The organism is Pseudomonas coleopterorum, from assembly GCF_900105555.1.
Classification (GTDB): domain Bacteria; phylum Pseudomonadota; class Gammaproteobacteria; order Pseudomonadales; family Pseudomonadaceae; genus Aquipseudomonas; species Aquipseudomonas coleopterorum.
Window position 1 is genome coordinate 2,282,441 of record NZ_FNTZ01000001.1, and the last position, 15,873, is coordinate 2,298,313.

General features: G+C 65.7%; 10 protein-coding genes and 1 riboswitch. Of the genes, 3 read left to right on the forward strand and 7 right to left on the reverse strand.

Features of this window, described 5'->3' with window-relative positions; all coding sequences use genetic code 11:
- Positions 1–11: 11 nt before the first annotated feature.
- From cobN to BLV18_RS10275, 7 genes are all read right to left on the reverse strand, one after another.
- The gene (cobN, locus tag BLV18_RS10245; RefSeq protein ID WP_090358264.1) at positions 12–3,764 is read right to left on the reverse strand and encodes a cobaltochelatase subunit CobN; all 3,753 of its coding nucleotides are present in this window, start codon (positions 3,762–3,764) and stop codon (positions 12–14) included.
- A 3-nt stretch (positions 3,765–3,767) separates the two neighbouring features.
- Positions 3,768–4,832 (reverse strand): cobalamin biosynthesis protein CobW, encoded by a 1,065-nt coding sequence (cobW, locus tag BLV18_RS10250; RefSeq protein WP_090358266.1) that lies wholly within the window; start codon positions 4,830–4,832, stop codon positions 3,768–3,770.
- An 89-nt stretch (positions 4,833–4,921) separates the two neighbouring features.
- Positions 4,922–5,117: riboswitch (cobalamin riboswitch) on the reverse strand.
- A 31-nt stretch (positions 5,118–5,148) separates the two neighbouring features.
- Positions 5,149–5,904 (reverse strand): ABC transporter ATP-binding protein, encoded by a 756-nt coding sequence (locus tag BLV18_RS10255; RefSeq protein ID WP_090358267.1) that lies wholly within the window; start codon positions 5,902–5,904, stop codon positions 5,149–5,151.
- Positions 5,901–6,941 (reverse strand): FecCD family ABC transporter permease, encoded by a 1,041-nt coding sequence (locus BLV18_RS10260; RefSeq protein ID WP_082484410.1) that lies wholly within the window; start codon positions 6,939–6,941, stop codon positions 5,901–5,903. The genes BLV18_RS10255 and BLV18_RS10260 overlap by 4 nt, the downstream gene beginning before the upstream one ends.
- Complete coding sequence (locus BLV18_RS10265) at positions 6,938–7,966, reverse strand: ABC transporter substrate-binding protein (protein WP_090358268.1); 1,029 nt, start codon at positions 7,964–7,966, stop codon at positions 6,938–6,940. Before BLV18_RS10265 ends, BLV18_RS10260 begins: the two co-directional genes overlap by 4 nt.
- Before the next feature lie 218 nt (positions 7,967–8,184).
- Positions 8,185–9,357, reverse strand: coding sequence for an HlyD family secretion protein (locus BLV18_RS10270; RefSeq protein WP_090358270.1), 1,173 nt, complete (start codon positions 9,355–9,357; stop codon positions 8,185–8,187).
- Complete coding sequence (locus BLV18_RS10275) at positions 9,354–11,015, reverse strand: MFS transporter (protein WP_090358273.1); 1,662 nt, start codon at positions 11,013–11,015, stop codon at positions 9,354–9,356. The genes BLV18_RS10270 and BLV18_RS10275 overlap by 4 nt, the downstream gene beginning before the upstream one ends.
- A gap of 164 nt (positions 11,016–11,179) precedes the next feature.
- Here BLV18_RS10275 and BLV18_RS10280 point away from each other — a divergent pair, with 164 nt between their 5' ends.
- From BLV18_RS10280 to BLV18_RS10290, 3 genes are all read left to right on the forward strand, one after another.
- Positions 11,180–12,232: a tetratricopeptide repeat protein gene (locus tag BLV18_RS10280; RefSeq protein ID WP_090358275.1), complete on the forward strand. Its 1,053-nt coding sequence runs from the start codon at positions 11,180–11,182 to the stop codon at positions 12,230–12,232.
- A gap of 126 nt (positions 12,233–12,358) precedes the next feature.
- A complete protein-coding gene (locus BLV18_RS10285; protein ID WP_244156839.1) occupies positions 12,359–13,843 on the forward strand; it encodes an ATPase domain-containing protein in 1,485 nt (494 codons plus the stop codon).
- Between the two features lie 2 nt (positions 13,844–13,845).
- The gene (locus BLV18_RS10290) at positions 13,846–15,873 is read left to right on the forward strand and encodes a hybrid sensor histidine kinase/response regulator (RefSeq protein WP_090358277.1); all 2,028 of its coding nucleotides are present in this window, start codon (positions 13,846–13,848) and stop codon (positions 15,871–15,873) included.

The following is a 15,873-nucleotide window of genomic DNA, read 5'->3' on the forward strand; positions in this document are numbered from 1 at the left end:
CAGGGTTCTCTTCAGGCATCTTCTTCGGTATCCAGCAGCAGGTCTCCCACGGCCTGACGGTAGTCGCCGGGCTCGGCCCACAGCCCACGTTGCTGAGCTTCGAGCAGGCGTTCAGCCATGTCGCGCAGGGCCGCAGGGTTGTGCTCCTGCAGGAAGCCGCGGGTGTCCGGGTCGAGCAGGTAGGCGTCGGTGAGCAAGGCGTACTGATGGTCGTCGATCAGGTGGGTGGTGGCATCGAAGGCAAACAGGTTGTCGACCGTCGCGGCGAGTTCGAAGGCGCCTTTGTAGCCATGTCGCTTGACCCCTTCGATCCACTTGGGATTGGCCGCACGGGCGCGCACCACCCGATTCAGCTCTTCCTTCAGGGTGCGCACGCGTGGCACGTCGGGTTGGCTGTGGTCGCCGTGGTAGCTGGCCGTCGTCTGTCCGCTCAGGGTTTCCACGGCGGCGAGCATGCCGCCCTGGAACTGGTAGTAGTCGTTGGAATCGAGCAGGTCGTGCTCGTGGTTGTCCTGGTTCTGCAGCACCGCCTGGACCTGGCCCAGGCGCCGCGCGAACGGCGCGCGTGCGGCGGTGCCTTCGTCATCCGCGCCATAGGCATAGGCACCCCAGTTCAGGTAAGCCTCGGCGAGGTCTTCGCGGGTCTGCCACAGGCGGCCGTCGATGGCACCTTGCACACCGGCGCCATAGGCGCCCGGCTTGGCACCGAAGATGCGCCAGCCCGCCTCGCGAGCGGCCTGCTCGGCCGAGACACCCTCGGCCAGCAACTGAGCCTGTTCGCTGCGAACCTTGGCCGCCAGGGGGTTGAGGTCGTCGGGCTCGTCCAGCGCAGCCACGGCCTGCACCGCTGCATCGAACAGGCGCAGCAGATTGGCGAAGGCGTCGCGGAAGAAGCCGGACACCCGCAGGGTCACGTCCACCCGCGGGCGGTCGAGCAGGCTGAGCGGCAGAATCTCGAAATCGTCCACGCGCTGGCTGCCGGTGGCCCACACCGGCCGCACGCCCATCAGGGCCATGGCCTGGGCAATGTCGTCGCCACCGGTGCGCATGGTCGCCGTGCCCCATACCGACAGGCCCAGCTGACGCAGGTGGTCGCCATGGTCCTGCAGGTGACGCTCCAGGATCAGGTTGGCCGAGGCGAAGCCGATCCGCCAGGCAGTGGTGGTCGGCAGGTTGCGCACGTCCACGGAAAAGAAGTTGCGCCCCGTGGGCAACACGTCGAGACGGCCACGGCTGGGCGCCCCGCTCGGCCCGGCGGGCACGAAGCGGCCGGCCAGGGCGGCGAGCAGCCCGTGCATCTCGGCCGGCCCGCAGGCATCCAGGCGCGGCGCCACGGTGTCGCGCAGGTGACCGAGAATGAGTTGCACGTCATCGAAGCCATCACCCAGCTCCAGAGGGCCGTCCAGTGCGCGTTCGATCAACTGTGCGGCGTACAGCTCGAGTCGTTCGCGACCGTCACCGGCGCTGCGCCACGGTTCGGCGGTCAGCTCGGCCAAGGCTGCTGGCCGAGGCCCGCTCCAGGGGGCGCCGAGGTCGCAGTCGAGCGGGTCGAAGCCCAGCGCGAAGGCCTTGGCCAAGGCGCGCAGCAGGCTGGCCTGGGCGCCCTGGCCGTTGCCCCGTGGGATGCGCAGCAATGCCAGCAGGGTATCGGCGCGCAGACGACCCTGGGGCGACTCGCCGAACACGTGCAGACCGTCGCGAATCTGCGACTCCTTCAGATCGCACAGGAAGGTGTCCAGGCGTGGCAGCCAATCCGCCGGTTCGGCCCCTTCGGCCATCTGCAGTTCGTGGTCGATGCGGGTCTCGCGCACCAACGCCAGAATGTCCTTTTCCAGGGCCTGGGCGCGGCGCGGATCGAGCATCTGCGCGTCGTAGTATTCGTCGGCCAGCAGTTCCAGGTCGCGCAGCGGCCCGTAGGTTTCGGCGCGGGTCAGCGGTGGCATCAGGTGGTCGATGATCACCGCCTGGGTGCGGCGCTTGGCCTGGGCACCCTCGCCCGGATCGTTGACGATGAACGGATAGATGTTGGGCATCGGCCCCAGTATCGCGTCGGGCCAGCACTGTTCGGAGAGGCCCACACCCTTGCCCGGCAACCACTCCAGGTTGCCGTGCTTGCCGACATGGATCAGCGCATCGGCGCCATAGGTGTGGCGCAGCCAGAAATAGAACGCCAGATAACCATGGGGCGGCACCAGGTCGGGGTCGTGATAGACCGCGCTGACGTCCACCTGATAGCCACGGGCGGGTTGGATGCCGACGAAGGTCAGGCCCATGCGTAGGCCGGCGATCATCATCCGGCCGTTGCGGAACATCGGATCGGCTGCCGGCTCGCCCCAGCGTTCGCGGACGGCGGTCTGATTGGCTTCGGGCAGCAAGGCGAACGCGGCCAGGTAATCGTCCAGCGCCATGCTCTGGGCACAGGGGCGCAGGTCCAGCTGTTCCAGGTCGTTGGTCACGCCACCGAGCAAGGCGTGGATCAAGGCCGTGCCGCTGTCGGGCAGATCAGCGACCGGGTAATCCTGCTGCTGCATTGCGCGCAGAATGTTCAGCGCCGCCGCCGGGGTATCCAGGCCGACGCCGTTACCGATGCGCCCATCGCGGGTCGGGTAGTTCGCCAGCACCAGGGCGACACGCTTGTCGGCATTGGGCAGGCGCGCCAGGGCGGCCCACTTGCGCGCCAGTTCGGCGACGAAGTCCATTCGCTCGACATGAGCCCGGTAGCACACCACGTCGCTCTGGCTGCGCTCGTTGTGCCAGGCCAGGTCCTTGAAGCTGATGGCGCGACTGATGATGCGTCCGTCCAGCTCCGGCAAGGCAATGTGCATGGCCAAATCGCGCGCACCCAGGCCCTGCGCGTTGGCCTGCCACAGCGCCTGGTTGTCCTGGGCGCAGATGGCCTGGATCACTGGAATGTCGCGGCGAAACGGGCGCAGGTGCGGGGTTTCGGGGCTGGACTGGGCGAAGCCGGTGGTGTTGAGGATGATCGCCGCATCCACTTCGTCCATCCACGCCTGGACCTGCTCAAGGCACCCCGCTTCCTTGAGGCTGGCCACGGCAATCGGCAACGGGTTGAGCCCGGCCGCCTGCAGCCTGGCACAGAAGGTATCGACGAAACCGGTGTTGGCCGCCTGCAGGTGCGAGCGATAGAACAGCAACGGCACCACAGGCCAGTGCGCTTGCCACTGCGCCTGCCAGTGGGCCAGATCGGCGGTCGGTTGCGCCGGATGGTAGATGACCGTGCGTGGCAGGGCCTGAGGTGCTTCGCAGGGTTCGGCGCGACCGAACCAGGTATTGCCGAGGTAGCCGAACAGGTTGCGCGCGTTTCCCATGCCGCCCTGGCGCAGGTACTGCCACAAGCGGTCGGCCTGCTCGGCAGGCACCGTACAGCGCTCGGCCAGTTCGGGATCGGGGCGATCGCAGCCCGGTACCAGGATGACCTGCACGCCCTGCTCGGCCAGTTGCATCAACTGCTCGACGCCGTAGCGCCAGTAGCCGATGCCGCCGTGCAGGGAAATCAGGATGACCTTGGCGTGGCGCAGCACCTGGTCGACGTAGAGGTCGACCGAGGCATGATTCTGCACCTGCATGGGGTTGGCCAGGCGCAGGCTGGGGTAGTCCTTCGGCAGATGCCCGCTGGCCTCGGCGAGCAGCGCCAGGTGCGAATCACCGCTGCAGAGAATCACCAGTTCGGCAGGCGTCTGGCCAAGGTCGGCGATGCTGTCGTCCGGCACGAAGCCGCCCGGCTGGGTTCTCAGCAGGTGCATGGGTCAGGCTTCCAGGGCCGCGCGCAGTTGCGCTTGCAGCGATTGCGCGTCGAGGTCCTGGCCGATCAGCACCAGGCGCGTGCTGCGTGCTTCGTCAGCGGCCCAGGGGCGATCGAAGTGCTTGTCGAAACGCGTGCCCACGCCCTGGATCAGCAGACGCATCGGTTTGCCCGGAATCGCCGCGAAACCCTTCACCCGCAGGATGCCGTGTTGAACCACGGCGGCGTTGAGCGCCTGCAGCAGCTTGGCCTCCTCGGCCTGGGGCAGCTCGATGGAGATCGAGTCGAACGCATCGTGGTCGTGATCGTCGTGATCGTCACCCTCGTGATGGTCATGATGGCTCTTGCGTGCGTCGATGTGCTGCTCCGACTCGGCGCCCAGGCCCAGCAGCACCGCCAGGGGCAAACGACCGCTGCTGGCTTCGACCACCTTGACCGCGGCCGGCAATTCTTCGGCCACCTCGGCGCGCACGGCGGCCAGGGCCTGAGCATCGATCAGGTCGGCCTTGTTGAGGATCACCAGGTCGGCGCTGGCCAACTGGTCGGCGAACAGCTCGTGCAGCGGCGACTCGTGGTCCAGGTTGGGGTCGAGCTTGCGCTGGGCGTCGACCTGGTCGGGGAATGCGGCAAAGGTACCGGCCGCCACCGCCGGGCTGTCGACCACGGTGATGACCGCATCGACCGTGCAGGCACTGCGGATTTCCGGCCACTGGAAGGCCTGGACCAGCGGCTTGGGCAAGGCCAGCCCGCTGGTTTCGATGAGAATGTGGTCGAGGTCGGCGCGGCGGGCGACCAGCTCGCGCATGACCGGAAAGAATTCTTCCTGAACCGTGCAGCACAGGCAGCCGTTGGCCAGCTCGTAGACGCGGCCGTTGGCCTCCTCTTCGCTGCAGCCGATGGTGCACTGCTTGAGAATTTCGCCGTCGATGCCCAGCTCGCCGAATTCGTTGACGATCACGGCAATGCGCCGACCCTGGGCGTTGTCGAGCATGTGCCGCAGCAAGGTGGTCTTGCCCGAGCCGAGGAAGCCGGTGACGATGGTGACGGGTAGTTTGGACAGCGTTTTCATCGGGTCGCCCTGATTGCGCGGCAGGGCACGAGACGAGCGCCGCTACGGCAGGCGCCGGCATTCGTCACCGGATCACCCCGCCCGGTTGAATAGGAAAGAACGGCGAGGCAGGTCTCCTGGCTCGTGATGCCGGCCCTGCGGGCCGAGGCTGCAGCGCCTTCCCGCGAACGATCGCAGTGGCCTTGGCGCAGCCTTCATCACTTACAGTTGCGGGGGCAGCCGCGGCTTGGACCGCGTTCCCGTCTTAGCTCTGCCGGGCAGAGAACCTCGAACGCGCAAGGCTAACACAGGGCACGGGATGTGTCAGTGACGCGGCTCAGACCCGATAGCGCACGTGCGGTCGACCGTCGGCCAGACTGACTTCGGCGTGCACGCCGTAGACTTCGGCGATCAGGCCCTCGGTCAGGACCTGGGCTGGCGCGCCGCTGGCCACCAGGCGCCCGTCCTTGAGGACCACCAGCACGTCACAGAACATGGCTGCCAGGTTCAGGTCGTGAATCGCCATGACGCAGGTCAGGGGCAGGTCCTGGATCAGGTGCAGCAGTTCCAGTTGATGCTGGATATCGAGGTGATTGGTTGGCTCGTCGAGCAGCAGTTCGCTGGGCTGCTGGGCCAGGGCGCGGGCGATCTGCACCCGCTGACGCTCGCCACCGGACAGGGTGTGCCAGCGCCGCTGCGCGTGGCCGCCCAGGTTGACCTGGGCCAGTGCCTGGGCAATGGCCCGATCGTCTTCTCGCAGCCACGGCGCGAACGGCGAGCGATGGGGCGTACGACCCAGGCGCACGACCTCCTCCACGCGAATGTCCACCTCGGTGCTGGCGTGCTGCTCCACCATCGCCACTTGCCGGGCGATGGTGCGCCGCGCCAGGTCGGCCAAGGGTTGATCGTCGAGGCTGACCTGGCCCTGGCTGGGACGGTCCAGCCCGGCCAGCAGGCGCAGCAGCGACGACTTGCCCGAGCCGTTCGGGCCGATCAGCCCGACCAGACTGCCAGGCGTGATGGCCAGGCTGACGTCGTCGAGAATCAGCAGCCCACCGGCCTTCCAGCTGACGTGGTGCAGTTGCAGGCTCATGCTCGACGCCTCGCACGGTAAAGGATCAAGGCAAACGCCGGGGCGCCGACCAAGGCCGTGACCACGCCGATGGGCAATACCTGGCCCGGTACGATGATGCGCGCGACGATATCCGCCAACACCATGAAATTGGCGCCGATCAGTACCGAGGCGAGCAACAGCCGAACATGGCTCGGACCCACCAGAAAGCGGGCAATGTGCGGTACTACCAGACCGACGAAGCCTACCGCGCCGACGATGCTGACCAGGGTGGCGGTGATCAGCGCGGTGGTTGCAAACAACACCAGCCGCACCGCCACCACGGGCACGCCCAGGGTGGCGGCGGCGTCTTCACCGAACACGAAGGCATCCAGCGCTCGGGCGAAGTACAAGCACACCAGCAAACCTGCACCCACTACCGCCGCGGCCAGGCCAACATCGGGCCAGCGCACCCCGCCCAGGCTGCCGAGCAGCCAGAACATCACGCTGCGGGCCTGTTCGGCATTGGCCGAGGTCGAAACGATATAAGCGGTCAGTGCATTGAACAGCTGCGATCCGGCCACTCCGGCGAGAATCACCTGGGCCGGACCGCTGCGGGCACCCGCAGCCAGCAGCAGCACCAGGCCGAATGCCAGCGCGGCGCCGAGAAAAGCCCCCAGGGAAATGCCGATCACGCCGCCGCCCAGGCCCAGCAGCATGATCATCACTGCGCCGGTCGAAGCGCCGGCAGAGATGCCCAGCACATAGGGTTCGGCCAGCACGTTGCGCAACAGCGCCTGCAGCACCGCACCACAGATCGCCAGACCGGCGCCGCAACAGGCGGCCACCAAGGCGCGGCTCAGGCGGTACTCCCAGATGATTCCCTGGACGATACGCGGCACCGCGTAGTCGCCCAGGCCGAGGCCGTTGAGCAATGCCTTGCCGACCGTGCCCAGGTCGATGCCCATCTCCCCTACCGACACCGCGAGGGCGATCGATACGCTCAGCGTGGCCAGGGCCAGCACGGCCAGCAGGCAGCGCCAGATCCAGCCATCTTCACGGGCCAGGCGCTGGATCAAGGGGTGGCCCGTGTACGCTCGAGGCCCGCCGCGATGTCTTCCACCGCGCGCACCACATCCATGGACGGATTCAGCGACTGGGCATCGACGACGATGATGCGGTCGTTGCGCACCGCATCCAGTTCACGGGTGACCGGGTCGCTGCGCAGGAAGGCGAGCTTCTTCTCGACATCGTCGGCCGGATACAGTCGACGTTGCATGCGGGCAACGACGATCACGTCGGGGTTGCTGGCGGCGATGCTTTCCCAGCTCACGCCAGGCCACTCCTCGTCACTGTCGACGATGTTGCGCAAACCCAGCAGACGATTGATGTAGCCCGGCGCGCCGTTCTTGCCGGCCACCCAAGGGTCCCCCTCCAGGCGCGTGCTGGAGAACCAGTACACCACTGACAAGGGTTTCTGCCCGGTGCGCGAGGCGCGCTCGGTGGCGGCCTGAATGCGCGCCTGCAACTGGGCGGTCAAATGCTCCCCGGCTGGTTCGACATCGAAGATGGTGGCCAGCTCGCGAATTTCCTTGTTCACCAGGTCCATCGAGAACATCTGGCTGCGACTGCCGTCGGCATTGGAAGTGGCGGTGACCTGCTTGCCGTCGCAGTCGCTGGGCGATACGTAGGACGGGATGCCGAGACTGGCCAGCTGCTCGGGCTTGGCGACTTCACCGTTGGGGCCGACATGGTAGGTGTACTGCGCCACCACGATGTCGGGCGCGGTATTGGCCACGGCTTCGAAGCTGGGCGCATTGTCGGCCAGGCGCGGCACCTTGGCATTGTCGGCGCGCAGGTGCTCGGGCAGCGGCCCGAACCAGACCCCGGTGCCGACCATGCGTGGTGCCAGGCCCAGTGACAACAGAATCTCCGTGCTCGCCTGGCCCAGGCTGACCGCGCGCTGTGGCGCCGCCTGGACAGTCACCGGCGCTCCACAGTTGGGCAGGGTCAGGGGATAGTGGGTGGCGGCGAGGCTGGCACCGGCGGCGAACAGACCGACGACAGCGACGCTGGCGTGGGCAAAGACGGCAGAAAAACGCATGGCAACTCCTTGGATGGCGCGTCCAACAGGTTCAGGAAAATCCCAGGGGCAAGGTCTGGCTGACGACATGTAACATGCCGATCACAGTGGCGCGACCGCGCCGGATTCGAACCGGCTTCCTGCACTGGGCGAAGACAAACGGCGCTGACGGTAGGCGACCCGTGGGCAAAGATCAAATGGTTTAGCCCCGACCAGGGGGTGCAACCGTCTTGGCCGCCCTAGGGCGCGCCGTCACTCGGCGGATCCGTGCGGTCCTGCTCGACCACATAACCGGTGTCGATGCTGACCACGACCGACATGCCGGGCCGCAGCCGTTGCGCTGCGGCCTGATCCGGGTCCACGGTGATGCGCACCGGAATCCGCTGGGCGATCTTGACGAAGTTGCCGGTGGCGTTGTCGGCCTGCAGCAGGCTGAATTCCGAACCCGTCGCCGGTGAGATGCGCTGCACGTGCCCGCGCAGTCGCAGGTGATTGAGCGCGTCCACGGTGAAGGTCACCGGCTGACCGATGCGCACGTTGGCCATCTGGGTTTCCTTCATGTTGGCCACTACCCACAGCGTGTCGGGCACCAGCGCCATCAATTGCGCCCCGGAGTTGACGTAGGCGCCCAGACGCACGCCGATCTGCCCCAACTGGCCGTCGCGCGGCGCTACGATGCGGGTGTTGTCCAGATCGATGCGGGCCAGCTCCACGGCGGCTTCGGCGTTGGTCACGTTGGCTTCCAGCGAGTCGCGGTTGACGATCACCGTCTGCAGGTCTTCGCGCGCAATCGCCAGCGCAGCCTTGGCCTGCGCCACCGACGCCAGCGCCTGGGCATTGGCGGCTCGGGTCACATCCAGCTCGCGGCGCGACACCGAGCCATCGCTGATCAGGTCCTGGTTGCGGCGCAGGTCGGCGGCGCCCTTGCGGGCCTGCGCTTCACTGTCGACGACCGCCGCCTGGCGCTGGGCGATGGTGGCTTCGGCACTGCGGCGCTGTTGCAGGTTGTTGGCCAGTGCGGTTTTCTGCACCTGCACCTGGGCCAGCGCCTGGTTCAGGCGTTGCCTATAGATGCGGTCGTCCAGACGCACCAACAGGTCACCGGCATTGACGAACTGGAAGTCCTGCACGGGCACTTCGTACACATAGCCCGCCAGTTGCGGCCCGATGATCGTCACCTGGCCCCGCACCAGCGCGTTCTCGGTGCTTTCGATGTGGCTGCTGAACGGTGGCAGCTGCCAGGCATACAGCACGATCGCCACGCCAACCAGCGCCACGCTGGCGAAGATCAGGCTGGACAGTACCCGCACCCGTCGCGAGCGCGGTTCGGTGGCGGCCGGATTGGGCGGCGGAGTCTGGCCTTCGGGCGTGGCGGCGATGGCGTTGGTGGTCGTGGACGTCGGTTCGGTCATGAAGTGCTGGCGCCGCTGGTGGATACAGTAGGTGTCGCGGCGGTGGTGACCGCCCGGGTAGTGCTCATCAGCCACAGGCTGCGTACGAAGATCCATAGCATGGTCAGTACGGCAATGATGCAGATCAGCATGAAGACATCGTTATAGGCCATGACGTTCGCCTCGCGGGTGGCGGCGGTGGCCAGGGCGCGGGTGCCCAGAGTCGTGCGCAACGCGGGGTCGGCGATGCTCGCCAGGTAGCTCGCGGCGGAGCCGCTGATGCGCGCCTGCACCAGCGGATCCAGCAGCGTCAGGTGCTCGACGATCATGCTCGAGTGGTATTTCTCGCGCACGATCTGGAACGTACCCAGCAACGCCGCGCCGATCAATCCGCCGAGGTTGTTGCAGATACCGAAGAGGACCGAGAAGCTCACCAGGTTGCGTGGATTGGTCAGCACGTGGCGCATGCCCAGCACCATGGTCGGCCCCAGGAAAAACGTGCCGCCAAAACCCAGCAGGAACTGGCTCAGGTACATGTTGGCCGGACGCGTCAGGTTGCTGGAGAAACTGTCCATCGCCGAGCCCACGGCCATCAGGGCCAAGGCGATGATCAGCGGCATGAACAGATGCTCCGGGTTGATCGTCCAGGCGCTCACGGCCAGCCCGGCCACTGCGCCACAGAGCATTACCACATAAAGGGTGCGCATCTGCTCCTGGCCCATGTTCAGCACCTGCAGCAGCCCCACCGCCCCGGTGGACTGCTCCGACAGCACCATGCGCGTGAGAATCACCGCCAGGGCCAGGCGGATGGCGACGCCGCTGCCCAGCCAGCGGGTCATCAGCATCGGGTTGCTGCGATTGTGCTCCACAGCCAGCCCACCGAGGATCAGTACGATCGCCCCTGCCGACGCCCAGCCGATCCAGTCCGCCTCCAGCCACCAGTCGATCCGCCCCAGCGACAGCACGGCGCAGAGCAAGGCAATACCCGTCGCCAGGATGGCGAAAATCAGGAAATCCAGCGGTTCGAAGGTCTTGAAGCGGTCGCCCGGCGGCAGCTTGAGCAGGAACACGCAGCCCAGGGTCAGCAGCGCCATGCCCAGTTCGAACAGATACAGGCCGCGCCACTCGGCGATCTGCAGCAGGTCTTCGGAGAATACTCGAGCAAGGGGCAGCGCCAGTTGCGAGGTGCCCAAGCCCAGCACCAGGGCCTTGAGTCGCCACTTGGCGGGAAAGGCCTGGATCATGTAGTACAGGCCCAGCGAACTCAAGGCCGCGCCGACCATGCCGTGTGCGGCCCGCACAGCGATGGCCGACGCGAGATCGTTGACGAACAGGTGGCCGAAGGTCACCAGGGCATAGAGCACCAGAAACAGTTCGGTGAAGGTGCGCAACCCGAATTGCTGGCGAAACTTGACCAGCAGCAGGTTCATCGACACGTTGGTCATCACGTAGGCGGCCGGCAGCCAGGCCATCTCCGCCGCCGTGGCGCCGAGCGCGCCTTGCAGAAATTGCAGGTTCGCCACCACCAGTGAGTTGCCCAGGCCACCGGTCAGGGCCACCAGCAAGCCAACGATCCCGAACGCCAGCCGCTTGGGTGTCGAATGCAAGGGCGTCGATGGCGAGCCCGGCAGGTTCGGCTTTTCGTGGGGCAGCCAGTCGCGGCTCGTGTAGCGGGACATGCGGTGGCCTTGGCAGGTGGCGAGCGGAACGTTGGAAAGGGTGCGCTAGTAAACCTCACCCATGGGTGGCTTGCCAATGGTCGCCGCCCTCTCGATTTGACTGTGCCTCGGCAGTGACCCAAGCTGAATACCCCGGCCAAGCCTGCGCCTCTTCGGATACCTGCATGTCTAAACGCGTTCGCCTTTCGCTGATCTTGATTGTGTTTTCGCTGCTGCTGGCAGGCCTGTGGTATGCCTTGCGCCCCGCCGCCACGGCGCCGGTTGCACCGCAACAGGGCTATACCAAGGCCCTGAACCAGGCCCGCAACGGTCAACCAGGCGCGGCCCGCGTGCTCTATCAGCAGCTGGCGCGCAGCGATCTTGCCCCCGAGCGCCGCGCTGCGCTGTATGCCCAACTGCACAATTACCCCAGTCCGCAGGCGCTCAAACTGGCCAGCGCCGATCTGCACAGCGACGAGGCGCAGGTGCGACATGCCGCGATCGATGCGGTCATCGGGCTCGTCCCCGAAAGTCAGCGCAGCGTGCTGCTCGGCCCGTTGCTGGAAGACGAGGATCAGGCCATCCGCTTCCATGCCGCCCGTGGCCTGATCGGCCTGCCGATCGATGAGTTGGGGCTGTATTTCGCTCACTTGGACAAGGTGGTGAACGCCTACATCGCCGACCTGCAAGGTAACACCGACGACGCCACCGCTCAGCTCGAACTGGCGCGCCTGTACCTGCACGATGCGGCCTACCAGCAGGCAGAGCAGGCCCTGACTCGCTACCGCACCTTGGCGCCCGACGACCTTGAAGCCATTGCCGTGCAAGTGGAGCTCCTCGAACGCCAAGGCAAAAGCGACTCGGCCCGCGCCTTGCTGGCCGAGCAGTTGCTCGCCCATCCGCAATCGGCGCTGTTGCAGCAGCAACTGGGCCTCTGGCTGATGGCCCATGACGAGGACGAATACGCCCTGCTCGCCCTCGCCCGTGCGGTTGAACTGGCACCGGACAACAACGATTACCGCTACGTGCTGGCCACCAACCTGCACGACCTGCAGCAGATCGAGGCGGCGCAGAAACAGCTCGAAGAGATTCTGCGCCGTGATCCGGCCAACCGTCGCGCGCGGGTGCTATTGATCCAGTACTGGAAGGAAACCGGGCAGTTGCAGAACGTGCAGATACTGTTGGCCGAACTCGAGCAGCAGAACGCCGACGATCCAAGCCTGCAACAGGGCCTGTGAAATCGCCCGGTTCCGATGGCGAATTTCGGTCATGCCACCCAGGAACCCCGCTACCGGCGCGGTGTCCAGTATCATGCTGTAGCACATTGCGCAACGCAGCCCTTCCCGCTACCCGAGGACACCTTTTTGACGACGGCCAAAGCAGCCACCGGTATTGCCGGGCTGGACGACATCTTGGGCGGAGGTCTGACCCGCAGCCATATCTTCCTTCTGGAAGGCCAGCCGGGCGCAGGCAAGACGACGGTAGCGCTGCAATTTCTCCTCGAAGGCGTTGCGCAGAACGAGACCTGCCTCTATATCACCCTCTCCGAAACCGCCAGAGAGCTGCGCGAAGGCGCCCTTTCCCATGGCTGGGAGCTGGACGAACGGGTCACGGTGTTCGAACTGACCCCACCCGAACTGGTGCTGGACCTGCAACAGCAGCAAAGCCTGCTCTACAGCAGCGACCTGGAGCTGGGCGAAGCGACCCGGCAGATCTTCGATGAAGTGGAACGGGTAAAACCCTCCCGGGTGATTCTGGACAGCCTCTCGGAGGTGCGTCTGCTGGCTCAGGGTTCGCTGCGCTATCGTCGGCAGATCCTGGCCATCAAACATTATTTCGCCCGCTTCCATGCCACGGTGCTGCTGCTCGACGACATGACCAGCGAGCCGCTGGACAAGACGTTGCACAGCATCGCCCACGGCGTGATTCGCCTGGAAGAAACCGCACCCGACTACGGTGCCGAACGGCGCCGTCTGCGCATCATGAAATACCGTGGGCAGAAATACCGCGGTGGCTATCACGACTTCACCATCCAGCCCGACGGTATTCACGTTTACCCACGCCTGGTGGCGGCCGAGTTCCGTGCTCGCTACGAACGCAGCCAGCTGACCTCGGGCATTGCCGAACTGGACGCGCTGCTGGGCGGCGGTGTCGAGAACGGTTCGAGCACCTTGATCATCGGCCCTGCCGGCACCGGCAAATCTTTGCTCTCCATGGTCTTCGCCGCCGCAGCGGTGGAGCGTGGTGAAAAAGTCGCGCTGTTCATCTTCGACGAAGAACTCAGCCTGCTCTTCGAGCGCATGAAGAACCTGGGCATCGACCTCGAGGCTTACCAGCATCGCGGCCAGATGATCATTCAGCAGGTGGACGCCGCCGAGCAGTCGCCCGGCGAGTTTGCTCACATGGTGCGTACCAGCATCAACCTGCATGCCATCAAGACGGTCGTGATCGACAGCATCAACGGCTACCATGCCGCCATGATGGGCGAAAGCACGCCGGTGCTGCACATCCACGAACTGCTGCTCTACCTCAACCGCCTGGGCGCCTCCACCTTCATGACCGTGGCTCAGCAGGGGCTGGTTGGCGACATGAAGGCGCCGGTGGACATCACCTACCTGGCCGATACGGTCATCCTGCTGCGCTACTTCGAGGCGCTGGGCAACGTACGCCGTGCGGTGTCGGTGATCAAGAAGCGCTTCGGCAGCCATGAAAACACCATCCGCGAATACAAGATCAGCAGTCAGGGCATGACCGTTGGCGAACCACTGAGCGCGTTCCAAGGGGTGCTGCGCGGCGTACCGACCTACATCGGTGAAGCCCGCCCCCTGCTCGAAGCAGACGATCAGTGAAGATGTCCATCCCCACCTCGGAACGGGTGCTGGTCCTGGCGCCCCTGGGCCGCGATAGCCAGGTCGCCTTGCAGATCCTTGGCCAGGCGGGCATAGAGGGGGCTGCGGTGGCGGATGTCGACCAGCTTTGCACACACCTGCAACGTGAAGGCGCAGGCGTGTGCCTCATCGCCAACGAAGCGCTGTCCGAAGCCCGGATGCAGCCCCTGCTGGTGTATCTGAGTCAGCAACCGGCCTGGTCCGACCTGCCGATCGTGCTGATGACCCACCAGCGCGCCGCCGATCAGGCGCAGTCCATGCGCCTCGCGGCGCGCCTGGGCAACGTGACCTTCGTGGAGCGCCCGTTCCACCCCATGACGTTGGTCAGCCTGGCCAAGACCGCCATTCGTGGCCGCCGCCGTCAATACGAAGCCCGGGATCGTCTGCTCGACCTGAGCGAAAGCGAACAGCGCTTGCAACATGCCATGAGCGCCGGTCGCCTCGGCGCCTGGGAACTGACCTGCCACCCGCTGCAGCTGAATTGCTCTAATCGGACCCGCGCCCACTACGGCATCGAGGCCGGCGCCCGCTTCGATTACTCAGATTGGCTGTTGTGCGTCCATCCCAGTGATCAAGCGATGATGCAGGAGGCGCTGATCGACAGCCTGCAACTGGGTGCCGATTTCGCCGCGCAATTCCGCAATCGCTGGCCCGACGGTTCGCTGCACTGGGTCGACGTGCGCGCCCGGGCGATCCCTGACGAGAAAGGCCTGATCCAGGCGCTGGTCGGTGTGACCACCGATATCACCGAGCAGAAGGCCGCCGAACAGCAGTTGCGCGAGCTCAATGGCAACCTGGAACAGCAAGTCGAAGAACGTACCGCTCAGGTGCGCATCAACGAAGAAGCCCTGCGCCAGGCGCAGAAGATGGAAGCGGTCGGCCAGTTGACCGGGGGCATTGCCCACGACTTCAACAACATGCTCACCGGCATCATCGGCAGTCTGGAACTGATGCGTCGACGCATGAAGCGCGATCAGTTCGACGACCTGCCCAAACTCATCGATATGGGGATCAGTTCGGCCAACCGCGCGGCGTCGCTGACCCACCGGCTGTTGGCGTTTTCCCGCCGTCAGTCTCTGGATTCCAAGCCGGTCCAGGTCAACGAGCTGGTCCGCTCGATGGAAGAGCTGCTGCACCGCAGCCTCAACGAGAGCATCACCTTGCACCTGCGCCTCGACCCGCAGCTGTGGATTGCCGAGGCCGACCCGCATCAGCTGGAAAGCGCCCTGCTCAACCTGGTGATCAACGCCCGCGACGCCATGCCGGGGGCTGGCGAGGTGATCGTCGAAACAGCCAATCGTCATCTCGACGAACGCTTCACCTCCGCCCAGCAGAATCTGGAGCCGGGCGACTATATCCTGCTCAGTGTCAGCGATACCGGGCTGGGCATGGACCCCGCCGTAGTCGACCGTGCGTTCGACCCGTTTTTCACCACCAAACCCATCGGCCAAGGCACCGGCCTTGGGTTGTCGATGATCTACGGCTTCAGCAAGCAGTCCCGCGGGCACGTGGCCATCGACAGCACACCCGGCCAGGGCACCACGGTGCAGCTCTATCTACCGCGTTGCTACGCCTCGCAGCTGCCGCACGCGTTGGTGCCGGTGATCGAGTCACCCATGGCGCGCAACGGCGAGACGGTATTGATCGTGGAGGACGACAACGCGGTGCGCACCTTGGTCTGCGAAGTGCTGCGCGAGCTGGGTTACGGCTACCTGGAGGCAGCCGACGCCAGTGCCGCACAACCGATTCTGGCTTCCGGGCAGCGCATCGACCTGCTGATCAGCGACGTCGGTCTGCCCGGCATGAATGGTCGGCAACTGGCCGAAGTGGCGCGCACCCTGCGGCCTGGGCTCAAGGTGCTGTTCATCACCGGCTATGCCCAGGACGCGGAAGTGCGTGCCGGTTTCCTCGATGACGGCATGCAGATGATCACCAAGCCGTTCGCCTTCGACGTCCTCACCGCCAAGGTCCGGGAGATGTCCCAGGCGTGA